We start from the raw sequence: 17,986 nt of genomic DNA on the forward strand, positions 1-17,986 counted from the left end.
CATGATTAGGTCGGAGCAGAACATGCACAAAGTTTTTCAGGTCGTTCAGCATTTACGCCCGGGTGGACTGGAGAATATGGTGTTGGATATCCAACAATTCTCCCTGTTTAACGACAATACCTGGGTCATCAGCCTGGAAGGAGACAAGGAGTCAGCCCTGCGCCACTGGCCTAAACTTAAGGCCGTTGAAGACAGACTGATTTTCCTCAATAAGCAAGAAGGTTTATCTCTTGGCCTCCTGATCAAGCTCAAGCAGTTTTTCGAACGTGAGCAGCCGGATGTTGTTCACACCCATCATGTTGGGCCACTTCTCTATGCCGGCTTCGCCGCCCGTCTGGCCGGGGTTAAAGCCATTATCCATACTGAACACGATGCCTGGCATCTGGCCGCACGTAAGCGCCGCATGCTACAAAAGCTGGCGTTAAAACTGGCTCGCCCAATCGTTGTCGCTGATGGCTCGGCAGTCGCGCAGAGCCTGCAGCTGAATCTTGGATTGGAGCAGGTCAAAACCATTCACAACGGTATAGACACCAACAGATTCTGTCCCGGTTCAAAGGCTGAAGCACGACAAAAGCTGTCCCTGCCTCAAAATGTCAGACTGGTTGGCTGCAGTGGTCGAATGGAAGCGGTAAAAAATCATGAGATGCTGATTGGCGCCATTGGCTATCTGGACGAAGACATTCATCTGGTACTGGCAGGCGATGGCAGCTGCATGCCACAACTTCAGTACCGGACTCTGGTTGAAGGACTGGGTCACAGGGTGCACTTTCTGGGACATACTGATGATATGCCGGTGTTTTACCAGGCGCTGGATCTCTTCTGTCTGCCCTCTTTGTTCGAAGGCTTTCCACTGGCACCTCTTGAAGCTCAGGCCTGCAACATACCCGCCATAGTCACAGATGTTGGCTGCTGCAAAGATACCCTTTGCCCTATCAGTGGTCGCCTGCTTGAAAATCACCATGCCAAAGACGCCGCCAACGCCATCGCTGATATGTTGAATTCCCGACTGGAGGCCAACCCACGCCAATTTATTACCCGACATTTTGATGTGCGCACTATGGCCAAGGCCTATGACGATCTCTGCCATTTGGAACTGCATGGACAGGCTGCCCTGGTGGAGGATTCAAAATGAACAACATCATTGTTCTGGTCACTTTGCTCAGCGGCGCACTGGTGGTCTACCACCATCTGGTGTACCCATTGCTGCTGAAGAAACTGGCGAAAGCAGATAATACCGGCGAACCCTGCGCACCAGATCAACTGCCCCATATCAGCATAGTGGTACCGGCTTATAACGAGGAAGCCTGGATAGCCGACAAGATCCGCAATCTGGCCAGCCTGGACTACCCGGCAGACAAGTTAACTGTCCACATTGGATTTGATGGCTGCAGTGATCAAAGTGCTGCCATTGCCCAACAGACTCTTAACGAAGTATTGTGCGCCGACCTGCAATGTCATCTGCACGAGTTCACAGAGAATCGTGGCAAGGTGGCCGTGATTAACGAACTGATTCATCTGGCTGAGGGACAGATTATCGCCCTGAGTGACACCTCAGCCCTGCTCTCCATTGATACGCTTACGCTGGCTGCCGCCCATTTTAATAATGACCGTATTGGCGTCGTCAACAGTCACTATCTGATGCTTCAGCCGGGCAATGAAGGTGAGCAGAAGTACTGGCAGTATCAGAACAAGGTCAAAGTGATGGAGGCAGCACTGGGCGCTCCCCAGGGAACACACGGCGCCCTGTACCTGTTTCGTAAATCCCTGTTTCAGCCGCTTCCCGGCGACACCATTAACGATGACTTTATTTTGCCTATGTCCATAGTCGCCAGGGGGTATCTGGGCGTGCAGGAAAACCGGATACATGCCGTGGAGATGGAAGCCACCAATGATGACCAGAACTTCAAACGCCGGGTTCGCATCGGCGCTGGTAATCTGCAGCAGGTGTTCAGACTGAAACACTTGCTGAATCCGGTTCAGGGCAACCTGAGTCTGATGTTTTGGTCGGGTAAAGCACTGCGCGTAGCCTGCGGTCCTCTGATGCTGATTGCACTGGCTGGTTCATTGTATCTGGCAGCCAACTACTGGCTGTTTGCCCTGCTGGCCGGACTGCAACTTCTGGTATGGGGACTGGCCACGGTGGGATTTATCTGGCCAGCCAGTCAGCAAAACAAGCTGATACAACTGGTGTGCTACTTAATTTCTGGCCACATGGCCATTATGACCGGCGGAATGCGTTATCTGCTGGGATTGGAGAAGGGTCGCTGGACCCGGGTAACAGGATCTGACAAAGCGGGGAAAAACTCATGACACATATTCATCCCTTAACGGCAATGTTAAAGCGGGGCTCAGATATATTGATGGCGAGCATAGGCATGCTGATCACCCTGCCCCTTTTTCCGATTATCGCACTGGCGATCAAGCTGGACAGTCCGGGACCGGTATTCTTTAAACAGATGCGAATAGGTCGCTCACTGCCCGACAGAACACTCATGTTCAATATGATTAAGTTTCGCACCATGGTGTGCAATGCCGAGAGTGTGACAGGTGCGGTATGGGCGTCAAAGCAGGACCCAAGAATTACCCGGGTCGGCCGCTTCCTGCGTAAAACCCGGCTGGATGAGATCCCTCAGTTTATCAATGTCCTTATGGGCGATATGTCCATGATAGGGCCCAGACCTGAACGCCCGGGGTTTTACCAGTCACTGGAAGATGCCATCCCCTTCTTTGCAGACAGAACCTATGGACTGATGCCGGGCATCACCGGACTGGCGCAGGTCAAACAGGGTTACGATACCTGCATTAATGATGTTAGAAGCAAGGTGGGCTATGACCACGCGTACTGCCTGTCAATGTCATCACTGAAGGCCTGGGTAAAGATGGACCTCTATATTATCTTTGCCACGCTGTCGGTGATGTTTAATGGCCGGGGTCAGTAACTGGCTATATGCGGTGGTTTTGAGATGGTAATAAAAAGGCCGCTTCAAGCGGCCTTTTGTCTCAATCTTTATCATCATCCCCGGAAGCATCGCTCTCTGGCACTGGAGACGACAGATAGATCAACTCATAGCCTGAGTCAGCCAATTGAGTTTCCGACGTCATTATGTGCAGTCGGCCATCTTTACTCCATGCCAGAGGAATAAAACCCTCACCAACCCGGGTCATCAAATCGGCCAGGGTATAGTTCTCGGTCAGCAGTGTGCTCTTAACCATGCCGCCACGGGACATTTGACTGGCAATTTTTGCATAGGAAACACCATCAGCAAACAAGCACAAACGCTTGCGGTATGACTCGGACATCTGCAATCTGGCACTATTAGATTCAAAATTATTCAACCCAAATACCTTGGACTCGCCGAACACATCCTGGTAGTAGAAGTTCACCAGTGGATTGAGCTTTCGATAGGGAGATATCACCAGCGCACGCCCGATACCGGTAAGGTCCAGTGCGTTTTCTGCATGTTCAGATGCCGGATTACCAAAGTAAACAGGGATATTATCCATCCTTGCCAGACGAATATTGTCCCAGTTGGTATCGGCAAGCAGCACCTTATAGCCATTATCCATCAAAATTTTTGCAAGATTACGACTAAATACAGATGCCCCGAATATCAATACGCCCTGTGGTGCGTCCATTCGCACGCCCAGCCACTTTGCCCAGGCTGACGCAGTAAGACTTTGAATCACCACTGTGCCGATAATCACTACAAATACCAAAGGGACAATCAGCTCTGCTCCCGCGAAGCCTTTCTCCTGCAGTTTAATGGCAAACAGCGAGGACACAGCAGCTGCCACAATACCCCGGGGAGCCATCCAGCTGAGGAACCATTTCTCTGCACTGCTCAGACTGGTTCCAATACCACAAAGCCAGATACTGACAGGACGGGCGATAAACAGTACCACGGCAAGCAAGGCCAAACTGCCCCACCCCAGTGCCATAACGGCTTCTGAGTCCAGACGCGCCGCCAGAAGAATAAACAGCGCAGAGATCATCAGAACCGTCAGGGTTTCCTTGAACTCGATAATGTCACTGATATCCAGGTCTTTGATGTTAGCCATCAAAATGCCCATCACAGTCACCGTCAGCAGGCCAGACTCTTCCTCAATGGCATTGGAAAGTACAAATACCCCCAACATGATGGTGAGCACGGCAGTATTGCGCAGATAATGGGGGATCCAGCGACGCTTAAGTATCAGGCCAAGTAGCCAACCTGTCGCCGCGCCCAGCCCCAACCCCACCAGCAGGGTCAGGCCAAAGGCCTGCAGTACATGGGTTGCAGGGTCATTGGTGGCCACCACGTATTCATAAACCAGTACCGCCAGCAAAGCACCAATGGGGTCGATAACTATGCCTTCCCATCTCAATATGCTGCCCAGTTTGGCACTGGGGCGAACACTACGGAGCATGGGAACAATCACGGTAGGTCCGGTAACCACCACCAGCGCACCGAACAGAATCGCCAGCTCCCAGGCAAAGCCCATCAGATAGTGGCAGGCTACTGAGATAATGGTCCATGTGACCAGGGCACCAATGGAGACCAGATTAATCACCATCTTTCCGTGATCCCGGATCTCCTTGAAATTAAGTGTCAATGCCCCTTCAAACAGGATAATGGCGACCCCAAGAGAGATCATGGGGAACAGCAGATCACCCAGTAAGGCTTCAGGTTGAATAATGCCCAGTCCGGGACCGAGTAACAGGCCACACAGCAGCAAAGGTAAAATCGCGGGCAGACGCATGCGCCACCCCAGCCACTGACACAGGAGCGACAAGACTCCCACTAATCCCAACATGCCGGCTATCTGCTCTGCCATGCACCATCACTCCCTGAATATTGATGAATCATTGAAATTAAAGCTTAAACTCACACATTCGATCGCTATTTAACAGCACCGAATATCAGTGGCTAAAGAGCATATCCTGACTGCAGTGAGCTATTCTTGCTTTAAAACAACACCATAGCTATTTTGCTGAACAGAATATGACACTAAGCTTAATATCTAAGACCTCAGGCCTGGCTGGACTGTGGCCGATATAAATGAACATCCTGCTGTGGGAATGGGATGGTAATACCTTCACGGTCAAACCTCAGCTTCACCTCACGGGTCACGTCCCAGTAAACATCCCAGTAATCGTCTGTTTTAACCCAGGGTCTGACGATAAAGTCCACCGATGAGGTATTCAGTACATGCACTTTGATCATAGGCTCAGGGCTGCGCAGTACTGCCGGGTGATTACTGATAATGTCCCCCAACACTGCTTCGGCCTTGGTTAAATCATCCTGATAGCCAATCCCAAACACCATATCCACTCTGCGGATACGTTCATGGGTTACATTCTTAATCACATCGCCCCAAATCTTGCTGTTGGGCACTATGATTATCTGGTTGTCAAAGGTGCGAATGGTGGTGTTGACCAGGCTCATATGACTAACCTTGCCATCAACGCCACCGGCATAAACAAAGTCGCCGACATCAAAAGGTCGATAGATCAGCAACATCATACCGGCGGCAAAGTTCGACAGCGTATCCTGCAGCGCAAAGCCAATAATTACCCCGGCAATACCGAAACCGGTCAGTACCGGGGCCAGATCCAGGCCGATCTGAGACAGGCCCACCAGAATACCTATCACCCAAACCACCTTGCCTGCCATGGAGATAAAGAAGTCCTGCATCAACTGCGACAGTTTGAAGTTCCTGGCGGCCACAGTTTTACGGACAACAGACTGAGTGAGGTTGGCTGCGAATTTAGCGGCAAACAGGATCAGCGCCAGAATGACCAGCTGAAATATCACCTGAGGGGCATTATCCAGGGTCCAGTCCCACACCGAATAGGACCAGTGTTTGATGATCGACAGCAGCACATCCCAATCCAAAATATCCCGGGTGATATTGCCGGTTGCACTGAATACCTGGCGCTTATACTCGGCGGTGGGTAACCCAAGTTTATCGGCCAGGGTATAAGTGTTGATCATGCTCTGAACCACAATATCCAGCTTTTGCTGGGTCACCAATTGGCTGAGCTGCAGTCCGGACTTATCTGACTCCAGACTCACAGACAGTTGGCGGCCAATAACGCTGAGCTGCTGTTGGATATAGTCGATGGAGGCTGACAACAACCTGAGCCGCTGGCTGATCTGCTCGGTCAGCCTTGCCTGAGCATCGGTTTCCCCCTGCCCCAGCTTGCGCATCCACTCGATGTTTTCCCAGCTGGATTGCAGTACTGAGTTGAGGTAGCTCTGTAACTCTCCATATTGGTTGATCAAAGACAGCTTACTGTCGTCACTGGCCTTGTTGATCTGGTCATTAAGCTGAGTCAGCCTTTTATTGATAAAGCTGTAAGCCTGTTTGGAGTAGACCTCCTGCTGCCGAACCAGCTGCAACAACCTTTGGCTGTCCATAGCCTCATTATTGATGGCTCTGGCCAACAGCTTTCTCAGTTCCTGGTTTTTTACAAACAATTGAGTTTGCAAGGCATCTCTGTCTTCACCCGTGGCACTGTTCATACTCGAAGCCAGATCCGCATTGTTCTGCAACATCTGGTCGATTTCAGCAACCAAGGGTGACTCTGCCTGCGCCTGCATTGGCTCAGCACTATTGGGTGTTTGATTGGTCTGGCTTGCCAGCTCAAAAGAGAGCAAGCAAAAGGCGAACAGCAAAAACAGGCGGGTTGAATTGAGTCTGGCCATATACATCTCCCAAATCTATTTGGTGATGAAAAAGGATTCCCCAAACCTGCAACAAAACTCAGCGCGGGTACAGACGCAATTCAACCTGATAGATGTAAATCGGATAACTCATTGATTGTGAGCTTTATGACTAAATGCTCAGGGATAGAAGACTGCAAGCCACAAGGTTGGAGTGTCGGGATCTGTCCACTTAACCTTATGTTTCACCCTCTTTGGGATATTCAGATAGTCGCCATCATTAAGATGCACTTCGCGACCATCTTCAAATTCAAGTACGCCAGCGCCTTTGAGCACCATGACCCACTCATTCTCATCCTGCTCATACCAGCCGACATCGGGAGAACTGTGCCCTTTGGAGACGATACGCTCGATTCTGATCCCCGGCAGTGACAGCAGATCGCTAAACTCTTCATGTTCAAAATTGTCGGGGAGGTTTTGGTAGATATTGTGTTTATCCATTATTCGTCCTGAAGTGGATAGCGCTTAACCAGCGATGAGCAATTCTGTATTGATACAACACCTGACCCGTTACGTATAGGTAAGATTATTTAAACCCTGTGCTGCCAACTGCAAATATAAACAACACCATATATCCCACCAGCGTCACCGGCAAAATTGACAGCATATAGCCAAAGATAACGACTAATACTCTGCTGATTTTTGCATCAGGCCCATTTGCAAGCGAGCGATGAAGTAAGACCAAACAGTAGCAGGCAACACCAATCCAAAATAATATGGAGACCTCAAAAGGCCAATCGCCAACACGCCCCAGTAAACTAAGGAAGAGTGCGGCAAGAACCAGAGCACCGACTTGTAATCCAAGTATCTTAAGCAACACCATTAAGGTGTGCCTCCAGCATTGCTCTTGAGTAAGGTTACGCCCATCCAAGCAAACCACAGGATCTGGCTGAGGCCAAAGATATCCTTGAACAGATCGACAGGAAATATCGTCAGCACACCTGCGGATCCAACAAATAGCCCAAGATAACTCAGTGACCTTGAAATCGCCTTTCCCCGAAGCGCTGCCAGACTCAGCAACAATACCCAAAGACCCCCAACAATCTCATTACCGCCGCCAATGCCATCAACAATAATGTACACCGTCTGCCAGATAGTCATGGCTTGCTGAGGATCATTGGTCGCAAGGTCCAACACCACAGCTAAAGCGATATTGGAAATCATGCCGCTGGCGATAACCAGCCCGACCCAGACCACACCGAAAACAGCAGCAATGGACGACAAGGCCGGAGATGTAAGCTTTAATCGCTCGTGCAGTGCCAAAACCAACACCGCCAGCAATATGCCGAACAACACATACATCAAGAAATAGGCGACTGAAAAGGCCAGTTGATGCTCAGCCAGATAGGCGAACTTTTCCACCGGTCCGGCATCCGCAGGATATTGCCAGAACCCGCCAAAATAGATAAAAGCGGAAATATAAATCAGTGCTTCTGACAGCGCTGCGAAACCTCCGGCTCTTTGTAGTTGACTCATAGCGATTCCCTGCACAATAAAAACCCCAAGTTAACAGACCCTAGTTTCAATCAGGGGGTTAAGATGTAACAATGGCTAACTGATGAATTAATCAAGGATGACCAAACAGCCTGAAATTCCAGTTCTCCACTTCTCCGGTGTCCAGCCTCTGAATCACTTTCGACATCCAACTCTCTGACAACGCCTTTTGCTGGCGTAATAGCTTCAGGCCATCAGTATCCAGAGGTGTACCAAAATAAAGCTCACACACCAGAGCAATCGTCATGGCGTTATCAAGCCGATCAACCAGGATCAGGGGATGTTCAGGGCCAACCAGACCGGGTTGAATCACCCTGTAAAGCCATCCGCAGCGACTGATATCCTGCATATGGCGTGAGAACTCTTCCACCTGCCATCGACGATTGAGCTTAAAGCAAGGTGAACGGGGTTGGCTGACCTCAATGATGGCTTCCCCCCAACGATACCTGTCACCTATGCAGACATTGGTTTCAAGCATCCCTTCTGAGCTCAGGTTTTCGCCCATACCCGGTGCCATCCAGTCGGTATTGTCGGGATAACGCTGACGCCAAAATTCATAATGCTCCAGCGGATATTGATGCAGAGCCCTTTCCGGCCCACCATGATGTCGTTTATCGGCGCATTCATCACCCGCCAGTCCCTCAACATCCAGGTAAAGCGCTTCCCGCACCGGATGTTTTACAATGGCGGTTTCAACACCGAAGTTTTGAGCCACTTTCCCCCGATAAACCCCTTTTAACGCATATCTGGTATTCATTCGTCGGTGTCTCTCTTATCAACCAATCAGTCCTGCATTACCGGCAAGGATCAATCCAATCCCAACCACAACGCCTGCCCCGGCAAGAATAAGGTCGCTGTATTTTTTGTCTTCTCTGGGGCCAGTTATCAGCACAGCGCTATCTGGCGACTGTGGGTCATAAAACACCTCCACCTCAGAGCTTTCGGCAAATTGCTGCTCCAGTTGCAGGACTTCATCACCGGTCAGGGTGTACAGGGCATCTCTGCTGCCAATATATTCCTTACCATCAACCTGATAGGAGTACTTTACATAAAGCACCCTGTGATTACTGGTCGACTGGGGTTTGGATACTTCAACAGACAGGACTTTTCCTATAACAACGGGCCAGAAAACACTGGCATTAGCCAGAGCAAGTGAGGTCAGACTTTGCTTCATCAGGTACAGACTGAACAGCAAAAATACAATTCCCGCGATAACAGGTAGATTCATAACGCTTATCCATATCGATTAAGACCAAGGCCATATTGATTAAGACCAAGCACAAGATCGGTAATGTCTGCCGTACCCTCGCCAGCTTGCTGAGGGAACGTTAAATCCCCCGGTGTTCCTCAAAGCTATAGCAATGAGTTAGCTCCAGACATACTAACTGCACCATAGCAAAATCAGTTGACCTAGCTTCATACACCTCACATGTTATGAGTTTAATTATGGTCGTGGCCAATTTCTAAGCATTTATCTGAAAGCGGCACCAATAAAAACAGTAGACAAAAACTCAAAGCCTCTTTCTATCGGCTTGAATCAATAGTGCTTTGACTACCTTTGATACCATTGTCTTTACTCACTCTCAATTAGCCCTTGTTCGTATGATTTAACCTCTCACTGACGCCGATTAACTTCCACCCACTCAATCAACGACGATAAAAGAACCCCGATTGACAACATGGCCACTCCATATATTAACAGTAAATCTGAAGGCTTTGATTCTGTTAAGCCTGAAATCCCAGAAATTATATTTAAGATGAACACGAATATAGATAAATAGCCAAGCATAGTGATGAACCTGACAACTCTAACCGCAGTTCCTAAACGGTCCGATTTTAAGTTCCTGTATGGTAGAAAAAACATTACCCCTCCTATTAGTTTTGTTATGATTAAATACAGAGTTTAATGAGTAAAAATCTTTTTAAGACTTACCCATCAATTTTCTCAATTAAGATAGTAAATCAAGAAACACCACCCAATAAATTGCTATTATCGGTCACAGAAATCACCTTCCAACCGCCTCATTCGATTCCACCATTTTTTTGTTTAGTAGAACTATGTATGGTGTCGCTGAAAATAGCCAAAATTTCTTTTTCAAATAACATCAACTTTCGCATATAGACGTTCCAATTATGGCGTTCTTATTTGAAAGGTTACGCATGGCATATCAGCAATCCTATTACCTTCCAGATCCGCCGTTGCATAAAACACAGTTCTAAGCTGGTCGGCAGGTGCTTGAATATCATAGATAACAAGGCTGCTCAAAGCCTACTTTGCCTCCTTGCACAATCGTCCCTATCGACATACTCACTGATGAACACATTGGCTATTCAATGACTAATAGTACCAATCCAACAACGACGCCACGACAATCAGGTTAGTAATGTAACAGGAATGTTTCAGCCAGTCTGTAGGAAATCTCTTACAAATATATGTATTTACTAAAATTATTTATATTTACCCGATGTCACAACCTTTAGTAAGCGGAATAAAAATAAGGCGATGCCAGCTAAATAAACTACCTAAACACAAAGAGGCCGAATAAGTAGTCACCAACGGCACCAAAAATGGTAGGAACCTCACTTTTCATATGGCGCAACCAATGGTGGTTTCTCTGCCAATATCGAGATTTGTAAGAAGTACAACCCCAATCAGGATGAGCGTTATGACGCCACTGCTCATCCAGGTGACATGGGGGATGACATCGTGATGACTAAAAAGGTCAAAGCCGCAACTCAAAACTTTAGCGACGTTAAGGCCTTCCCTATCTGTAACCCAGAATCTTAATGACCACACCTTCAAACCATTAAAAGTGTTCTACCATACTTTGACTTCAACCAGCTCAGTAATAATATCATTAAGCATAGGAGCTTAGCCACTCCGCGAGAATGAAACACCTCTGAGACTAATGCGTGAAGTTGAAGGTCTTTCGGAATAAATCAAGATTCGGCAACACAGAATATCAGCCCGGTAATGTCTGCCGTACCCTCGCCAGCTTGCTGAGGGAACGTTAAATCCCTTTATGCTCCTCAAAGCTCTTGCTCTTAATGGCTTCAGTAGAGAGTTCAGACTGGCCGCTGGGGAAATGAACCTGTCTCATACCAGCGCCCATAAAAGCTTCACGAAACGCGCGGATCTCAACGTTGGTGTAGCCACCTTCACCCATTTCCATTAAGTGGGCAATGCCTACCGGGGCAAGCTGAAATAACAACCTGGCAGTAACCTCTTTGGTCACCTCTTTAATACAGGCTTCCACCTTAACAAAATCCCCCATCAGGGATCTTGGGTGGGACAATGCCGGACAGGCTCTTACAGCACTCATCCCTGTTTCTATATTGACCGCTTTTATACCGTCCCGGCGAATCTGATAATAAATATTCTGACTGTTAAACATTAACCTTCCCTGTTGTATTAAAACTCATTAGTTGCTTACCCGGCTCTCGCACCATTGGGCATCTCAACTTCCGGGCACGCAAGACAAGGTTGCAATTTATCTTCATAGCCTATGTCAAACAGCATGCCTTGAGACACCTCTCCCGCCATTTTCCTTTCAGGCAAGTTCACCACAAACAGCGCTTGTTTGCCCTTAATCTCTTGCGGGTTTTCACGCTCTTGTTTTATGCCGGCCAGAATTGAGCGGGTATGATCACTAAAGTCTACAGTGAGCTTCATCAGCTTATTGGATTTAGCGACTTCGCTAACCTCGACTATCAAACCGACACGAATATCGATTTTGGCAAAATCATCAAAGCTGATCTCGTCTTTAATTGGTGCATATTGCATCCTGTTACCCTCATCTTCATGTTGATCCAACCTGCCCGCTCCCCTTAGCCAGTTAAGCAAGCGATAGCCTACTCAGGGATCGGCAGATTATGGGCTTTAAGAAAGCTCAGTTTGTCCCAATAGCCCCGCTGAAGGACAATCAAACAATTTTCGAACTGGAAGAAACCACAGCCACGCAAGCCAATGGGATCTTTCCATTCCAGGATTGCCCACTGCCCATCCTGAAAAATATTCTCCACAATACAAACCATCTCGGCCGCAGAAAACTCATCAGCAAACATCTGCTTAATTGCACGCTTGCCCACTACCGGCTCATTGGCGACCTGATGGTTAATGGCATCTTCACTGTAAAATTCAGCAATTGCCTCGGCATCACCCCGGTTGAAACACTCGACCCACCTTTGAACAATCTGCTTTGGTTCCATAATCTTGCTCACTAAAAAATGAATGACTTCAAATGGTTATACATCAACACAGCAGACAGGGTAATCCAATTAAGACTTCTCGTGATCGAGCAGTTTTTCCATTTCAAAACGATCAAAAGACTGCTCACCAATCTGTACCACTTGCTTTTGTGTGATGGCAAACCCCATCGCCGAGAAGGCAGGCTGAGCCATCAAACTGGCATGAACCCAAAGCCGTGTCAGCCCATTTTGCAGCGACAGGGTTTCGACGGATTCATAAAGGCGGCGGAAAATGCCCGTCCCCTGGACAGATGGCCGGATATAGGCGAAATCGATATACCCCTTGGCGGCAAGGCTCATAAACCCAACTACCTGATTGTCGTTTACCGCAATCATAATCTCCTGTGAGTCCAGGCGTGCAATCCAGTCGGTGCCACTACGACGCTCAGGCACCCAGGCCTGCCTTTGTTCTTCAGTATATTCACTGTGGCCTTCTCTGACCGCGTTGAACATCACATCGGCGATGGCATCATAGTCGTCACAGCTCGCCCTGCGTATGATGATTTGAGTGGTATTTGGCATTGATGAATCCACCTCCCTGGTTGATTGGATGGTCTGCTTTAAGTAATGAGAACAGGCAAAGTGGAATCACGGCAACGCCTTCGGTCTAGCTCCGATTAGCATGTCTCATCAACATAGTTCAAACAGCAGCAGTCACTCTAACAAACGGCTATCGCCCTGTCTGTTGGACATCCGGGTAAATTGTCAGACACCAGGGTCTTAGGCAAAACGCGACTGCAGTGCCCTCTTTGCTGCAGGTATAAAAAAACCAGCTTCAATGAGCTGGTTTTTTAGGATTAAAACGAGTTGTCACCACGTCACGCGAGTTACGCTTCAGAGTCGCCAGAGTACTTATCAACAAAGATTGCTGACTCCAGGCGTTTCTTCTTTGCCCAGTTAAGCCTTTCCAGCTCAGGGCCGGTGTAAAACTCCTTCACATAACCCAGGCACAGATAAGCAATGAGTTTATGGCCCTTTGGTGCGTTCAATTGGGTTTTGACATATTCAGGGTCAAGAATACTCACCCAGCCTATACCAATATCCAAAGCACGGGCCATCAGCCACATATTCTGGATGGCGCATACCACACTATACTCACCCACTTCCGGCATGCTGGTTTGCCCCAGCACAGGCGCATCTGACGATTGGTAAAACACAGCAATGTTGACCGGCGCTTCAAGAATCCCCTCAAGCTTAAGCCTTTGATAGGCATCACTGCGCTCGCCTTCAAACTTGGCCTTTGCCGCCTCATTCTCTTCAACAAAATTGTTATAGATAGACTTTTTGATTTCGGGATTACGTATCACCACAAACTCCCAGGGCTGGGAAAAACCCACTGAGGGAGCGTAAGCGGCCGCTTCCAGAATCTTTTGCAGTTTGTCATCGCTGATGTCGTCGCTTAAAAAGTTGTTCCCGCGAACATCACGACGATGGCGCATCACTTCTTCCAGTGACGCCTGCTCTGCTTGGGTAAAAGTCTTATTCATGTTGTTCAGAATTTAGTTAGCTACAAAGCCTGATAGAAAGGTGGTTACTGAATCAAGAACCCAGACACAAGTCAAACAAAAGGTCATCAGCTGAACGCGATAGCATACAATTACTCCAATCACGCCCCGTTTAAAATCATTTGGCATCCTGCAGAAGGTAGATTACATGCTCCCACATTCACAGCTACCAGCCGAGTCTATATACAGGATAACGCCGCCATAAGCAGTGCAAAAAGGATTGGCTAAAATCAGCCACGAAAGAGCGCAAGCCGAGCTTTTTGGGCACCATTTGAGTAACTTGTAAAGTTTACCGTGCAGGTACTAAATCATATAGAACTCCATCTTTTTGCTCCTTGAAATCACCTCTTAGCACTAATACTTGAATAGCTTTTTGAACGGACGTATGAGAAACACCAAGCTTATTTGCCACGACCTTATGGATGCCTTGTTGCCAAGGCTGGTCAGGTAATTCAACCTTAACATTTTCTACAAAAACATCATCAATAACAGTACCGTCGTGTGTATCTTGCGTTGCTAAACTCACCTTTACCTTGCCTGTTGTCAAACGGCACAAAAGTAACTCTTGGTTACATTTGTCGCATGAAATTTTGGACTTCTTATGAGGTCTGGTGTCTAAAAGGCCTGAAGTATCTTTATTACATGACGAACATACTACATATTCTAATTTTGGCTCTGCTATGTGTATAACAAAGTCATCAGTTATTTCATCATAAAAAGAAATCAGGTGTTTATTACAGGATTGGCAATCAAATGGTTTCGCGCTACCTTTTTTGGCTCTTTGAATATACTTAGTTGTGTCATTACAAAATGGACACTTACTTTCAATCTCTCGTTTCCGCGTACTTCTTTTTGGAATATTAATATGTGTACCGGTCATTGTACCTGCGAGATTTTTCATTTCTCGTTTTAGTTGGTTAACTCGTTTATCAACAATCTCAGCAGTGATAGTTTCTTGCTCATACGAATCCCATAAATGTTCAACTTTGTCCATTAAATTGATGAGCAGTTTTTCTTTTTCTTCAGCTTCCTTCCTATGCTCTTCTATTTCTTCCCCAATTACACCTTGCCAGTCACTCAGAGAAGTATCATTAACAGATTTGAGCATGGCTATCATGTGAATTGCACTTAATATCCGCTGTCTACCATCAATAGCTTTTTCTTCATCATCTTGAAGTTCTTCTTCAAGAAACATACTAAGTCTATTTAGTTGATCAGACAGATTATTAACTTTTTCTGCTGCTTTTAATGCATAGGTTCTTAAATTCTCGTTATGCATTTCTTTTACTTCATGTATAGCTTCAGCATGTTGAGAAGAACTGTGGATTGTTGAAAATATCCAAGATGCCATTATAGATAAAATGGTTAAAAGCAAGCTTAAAATCGCACTTTCTTTTGCCGATAAAGAGCCAAATGCAATTATAGCCACACATATTGCGACGCCAAAGGATAAAGCTATTGCAACAGTTTTTTCTAAACTTCCATTTTGACTCATACGATCCTCGTTGATAGGTGCAAACTTAACAGCTAAATCAGGTGCGCTGTACGCGTGATCTAGATTTACATGTTAGGTAACGATTTTTGGCACTGTCGGTATAGTTAAAGCATTTGTTCCCATGGTTGCCGTCTCTACCCTGCGGATCAGGGACCGAAGCAAAGCTACGTAAACTCTGAAGCCAACCGAACCCAAAATGCCAAAGGTTAGCTGTCACTCTGAAGCAATTTGTTATATTTCTACTTCTTTCCAAGCCTGAATAATGTCTGATGCAAGCTGCGAAATATTTAAGAAAGGTGCTGAACTCAGTACGTATTCTGCATTTACTTGATCGCCCACTCTAGCCAAATTAACATACGTTAGGTATAAAAGTGAAATACCTTTACTGACCTTGAGTTGAGCATCACTAGACAACCAAACTTTTAGGAATGGTAAAATGTACCTTTCTTGTTCTTTAAATAACAAACTTAACTCACTAAGCTTGTGAACTCCCATACGATTCAAGAAACCTAAGGAATGTGATAATACTTCATCTTCAGGTTGTGTTAGACTTTCACAACAAAATAACTTACGCATCTCTTCTTCTATAAGAAGAATCTTTGAGTCTGTATTTATAAAGTACCCCAAAGATTCAAGGTCCAACAATACATCTTCTGGAGAGTTTGACACTTTTTCTGGCAAGTTATGTCTATATGACTCTATTCCATATTTAATAGACTGAAACTCCTCATCAGCCAACTCCAGAAGACCTGCCAAACGAGAAAACCGTCTCCTTAGTGGATCAGGAACTTCCTTCGACGTTTTATAGCCAATATCATGTTCTATTTCCGCCCAAGCATGTTGCAAAATAGATCTAATTTGTATCTCAAAGCGAATGCCTTTATATCTAATATATTCTGGGAGTTTTAGCCTGCTAGATTTGTGCTCTCCAACTAGATGTAAAGACATATAGCCAAAGCGATCGGGTTCTAGCGATTTACGTTTATCAATAGAATTAGCCTTATCTACGAAAAATTCTTGTTCAATTAATGAAGCTACTTTATCGACATCATCAGAAAAATAGGTTGTAATACGAAAGCCAACCAAGTCTGTTACATCGAGTAAGCTTTCATATGATTTACTAGGTCTATTTATCTTACTAGATAGGCTTTGAATATCCTTTGTGCGACTTGTAACTGAATGAACCTGAATATCGGCTTGTGTTATCAAAGCACCCAACAAGCTCGACGTCATACTTTCTAACGACGTAAAAATACTTATTTTTTGTTCAAACTCATCTATTATTTCTTTGGAACTCACAAACCTCTCCTAAAATATAACGCCATGTTAAAGTGTGAGCAACGTAACACCGATGTGTCCGCATATCACCTTAAACACTAAACGCAGAGCAAAAATGCCACGCGTTGCGAATCACTCTTAAACAGATTGTAAAATGCTAACCCACCACGCACACAAAGCCGCTAATAATGGAAATAGCAATTCAGATTTTAGCAGCCAAAGTGTGCTGATCGGCGTAGTAAGAAAACAAAATAAGATATTGGTTCGACTCAACTTTATACCAACGTCTCCTTGTCCAACACCAATGGAGGTCCAAGCTCCAGTGCTTGCCGTTGGGGTTAAGAAGCCCTTAATGCGTGCTTCTGAAACTCTATCTGTGATTGACCCCGTTTTTGCTTGCAACTTTCGATTAATTTCGCCGACTAACAGGGGATGTTTCTTAAAGCCTTGCTTTAGGCTTAATAAAAATGGCTTCAAGTTGATAAGGCATAAAGCAATACAAAGAGCTCCAACAAGGTGCAGTAGAACTTCCGTAACTTCCATACCCTCATTTTGGTTGATAGTTACAATTCCCAAGTTTATGTCGATAGCATTAAATAAATCAGGGTTGACGACCTCACCATAAATTAAAATACTCGCTATCGTGTAGATAGTTACTGCTAGTTTACTGATATTCACCTCCCAGCATTTAACACTTTAATCACAAGGCGTCTCATTTATCAGTAGTTTATCCCTTATAGATAGACACCTGTTAAATCCAACCAATTTCATATGCAAACATGATAATGTCACTATAACTTTACAGAAATCTGAATTGCCCTGTTATTACCTACCGGAACTCACGTTTATCTAAGGACCATACCCATGGTTTCAAGCCAAATCATATGGTTAACCACAGATTTATCGGTAATCCGAGATGGAGTCATTGCCCGTAGTATTCGCCCTAGCGCAATTCAGGTACGCTACCGCACATCGGTTTGGCTCCGGTACGCATCATCCTTGATAGCTGTTTTGAAATTGCAAACGTAATGTAGCAAACGACAATGGGTGAGTATGTAAGACATGTCTCACAACCTATTGAATTATGAAGGAAATAACTTACAATCAGCAAAAGATACTCTTGTGTAAGGAGCGATCAGATAAAGCTAACTGACAATGGGATGATTTTAAGAGGTGCTGCACTGTTAATTGCAAAAATTCAGAGTATTAAGAACATCTATGAGGCAAGAACTTACAAACGACTAAATCTACTCTGTTTG

General features: G+C 46.1%; 18 protein-coding genes. 3 read left to right on the plus strand and 15 right to left on the minus strand.

Annotated elements, in window-relative coordinates; translation table 11 throughout:
* The first annotated feature begins 22 nt into the window (after positions 1-22).
* From ACFOE0_RS16680 to ACFOE0_RS16690, 3 genes are read left to right on the plus strand one after another with little or no spacing between them, the layout of a single operon-like run.
* Positions 23-1,132, plus strand: a complete 1,110-nt coding sequence (locus tag ACFOE0_RS16680; protein ID WP_248936298.1) for a glycosyltransferase — start codon at positions 23-25, stop codon at positions 1,130-1,132.
* Positions 1,129-2,310, plus strand: a complete 1,182-nt coding sequence (locus ACFOE0_RS16685) for a glycosyltransferase family 2 protein (RefSeq protein ID WP_248936299.1) — start codon at positions 1,129-1,131, stop codon at positions 2,308-2,310. The genes ACFOE0_RS16680 and ACFOE0_RS16685 overlap by 4 nt, the downstream gene beginning before the upstream one ends.
* A complete protein-coding gene (locus ACFOE0_RS16690; RefSeq protein WP_248936300.1) occupies positions 2,307-2,939 on the plus strand; it encodes a sugar transferase in 633 nt (210 codons plus the stop codon). The genes ACFOE0_RS16685 and ACFOE0_RS16690 overlap by 4 nt, the downstream gene beginning before the upstream one ends.
* Positions 2,940-3,000: 61 nt before the next feature.
* Here the strand turns inward: ACFOE0_RS16690 and ACFOE0_RS16695 are convergent, their stop codons facing one another.
* The 15 genes from ACFOE0_RS16695 to ACFOE0_RS16765 all read right to left on the minus strand — a co-directional run bounded on the left by ACFOE0_RS16695 (position 3,001) and on the right by ACFOE0_RS16765 (position 17,405).
* On the minus strand, positions 3,001-4,815 hold the full coding sequence (locus ACFOE0_RS16695) for a cation:proton antiporter (protein WP_248936301.1): 1,815 nt from the start codon (positions 4,813-4,815) through the stop codon (positions 3,001-3,003).
* Between the two features lie 194 nt (positions 4,816-5,009).
* Positions 5,010-6,689: a mechanosensitive ion channel family protein gene (locus tag ACFOE0_RS16700; RefSeq protein WP_248936302.1), complete on the minus strand. Its 1,680-nt coding sequence runs from the start codon at positions 6,687-6,689 to the stop codon at positions 5,010-5,012.
* A 138-nt stretch (positions 6,690-6,827) separates the two neighbouring features.
* The gene (locus ACFOE0_RS16705; RefSeq protein WP_248936303.1) at positions 6,828-7,148 is read right to left on the minus strand and encodes a cupin domain-containing protein; all 321 of its coding nucleotides are present in this window, start codon (positions 7,146-7,148) and stop codon (positions 6,828-6,830) included.
* A gap of 85 nt (positions 7,149-7,233) precedes the next feature.
* Complete coding sequence (locus tag ACFOE0_RS16710) at positions 7,234-7,530, minus strand: hypothetical protein (protein ID WP_248936304.1); 297 nt, start codon at positions 7,528-7,530, stop codon at positions 7,234-7,236.
* On the minus strand, positions 7,530-8,183 hold the full coding sequence (locus tag ACFOE0_RS16715; protein ID WP_248936305.1) for a DUF4386 family protein: 654 nt from the start codon (positions 8,181-8,183) through the stop codon (positions 7,530-7,532). Before ACFOE0_RS16715 ends, ACFOE0_RS16710 begins: the two co-directional genes overlap by 1 nt.
* A gap of 91 nt (positions 8,184-8,274) precedes the next feature.
* Positions 8,275-8,958, minus strand: a complete 684-nt coding sequence (locus tag ACFOE0_RS16720; RefSeq protein WP_248936306.1) for an MOSC domain-containing protein — start codon at positions 8,956-8,958, stop codon at positions 8,275-8,277.
* A gap of 18 nt (positions 8,959-8,976) precedes the next feature.
* Complete coding sequence (locus ACFOE0_RS16725; RefSeq protein ID WP_248936307.1) at positions 8,977-9,429, minus strand: DUF3592 domain-containing protein; 453 nt, start codon at positions 9,427-9,429, stop codon at positions 8,977-8,979.
* Positions 9,430-11,212: 1,783 nt separating this feature from the next.
* The gene (locus ACFOE0_RS16730) at positions 11,213-11,596 is read right to left on the minus strand and encodes a hypothetical protein (protein ID WP_248936308.1); all 384 of its coding nucleotides are present in this window, start codon (positions 11,594-11,596) and stop codon (positions 11,213-11,215) included.
* A 35-nt stretch (positions 11,597-11,631) separates the two neighbouring features.
* A complete protein-coding gene (locus ACFOE0_RS16735; protein ID WP_248936309.1) occupies positions 11,632-11,985 on the minus strand; it encodes a tRNA-binding protein in 354 nt (117 codons plus the stop codon).
* A gap of 68 nt (positions 11,986-12,053) precedes the next feature.
* Positions 12,054-12,410 (minus strand): nuclear transport factor 2 family protein, encoded by a 357-nt coding sequence (locus ACFOE0_RS16740; RefSeq protein WP_248936310.1) that lies wholly within the window; start codon positions 12,408-12,410, stop codon positions 12,054-12,056.
* Between the two features lie 69 nt (positions 12,411-12,479).
* Positions 12,480-12,971 (minus strand): GNAT family N-acetyltransferase, encoded by a 492-nt coding sequence (locus ACFOE0_RS16745; protein WP_248936311.1) that lies wholly within the window; start codon positions 12,969-12,971, stop codon positions 12,480-12,482.
* Between the two features lie 305 nt (positions 12,972-13,276).
* A complete protein-coding gene (bluB, locus tag ACFOE0_RS16750) occupies positions 13,277-13,936 on the minus strand; it encodes a 5,6-dimethylbenzimidazole synthase (RefSeq protein ID WP_248936312.1) in 660 nt (219 codons plus the stop codon).
* A 307-nt stretch (positions 13,937-14,243) separates the two neighbouring features.
* Positions 14,244-15,449 carry a hypothetical protein gene (locus ACFOE0_RS16755; protein WP_248936313.1) on the minus strand — a complete coding sequence of 402 codons (1,206 nt, stop codon included), beginning with the start codon at positions 15,447-15,449 and terminating at the stop codon, positions 14,244-14,246.
* A gap of 231 nt (positions 15,450-15,680) precedes the next feature.
* Positions 15,681-16,748 carry a GTP pyrophosphokinase gene (locus ACFOE0_RS16760; RefSeq protein ID WP_248936314.1) on the minus strand — a complete coding sequence of 356 codons (1,068 nt, stop codon included), beginning with the start codon at positions 16,746-16,748 and terminating at the stop codon, positions 15,681-15,683.
* Between the two features lie 117 nt (positions 16,749-16,865).
* Entirely contained in the window at positions 16,866-17,405 is a 540-nt protein-coding gene (locus ACFOE0_RS16765; protein ID WP_248936315.1) for a hypothetical protein, read from the minus strand.
* Positions 17,406-17,986 lie beyond the last annotated feature (581 nt).

The organism is Shewanella submarina, assembly GCF_042646185.1.
GTDB classification, from domain to species: Bacteria; Pseudomonadota; Gammaproteobacteria; order Enterobacterales; family Shewanellaceae; genus Shewanella; species Shewanella corallii.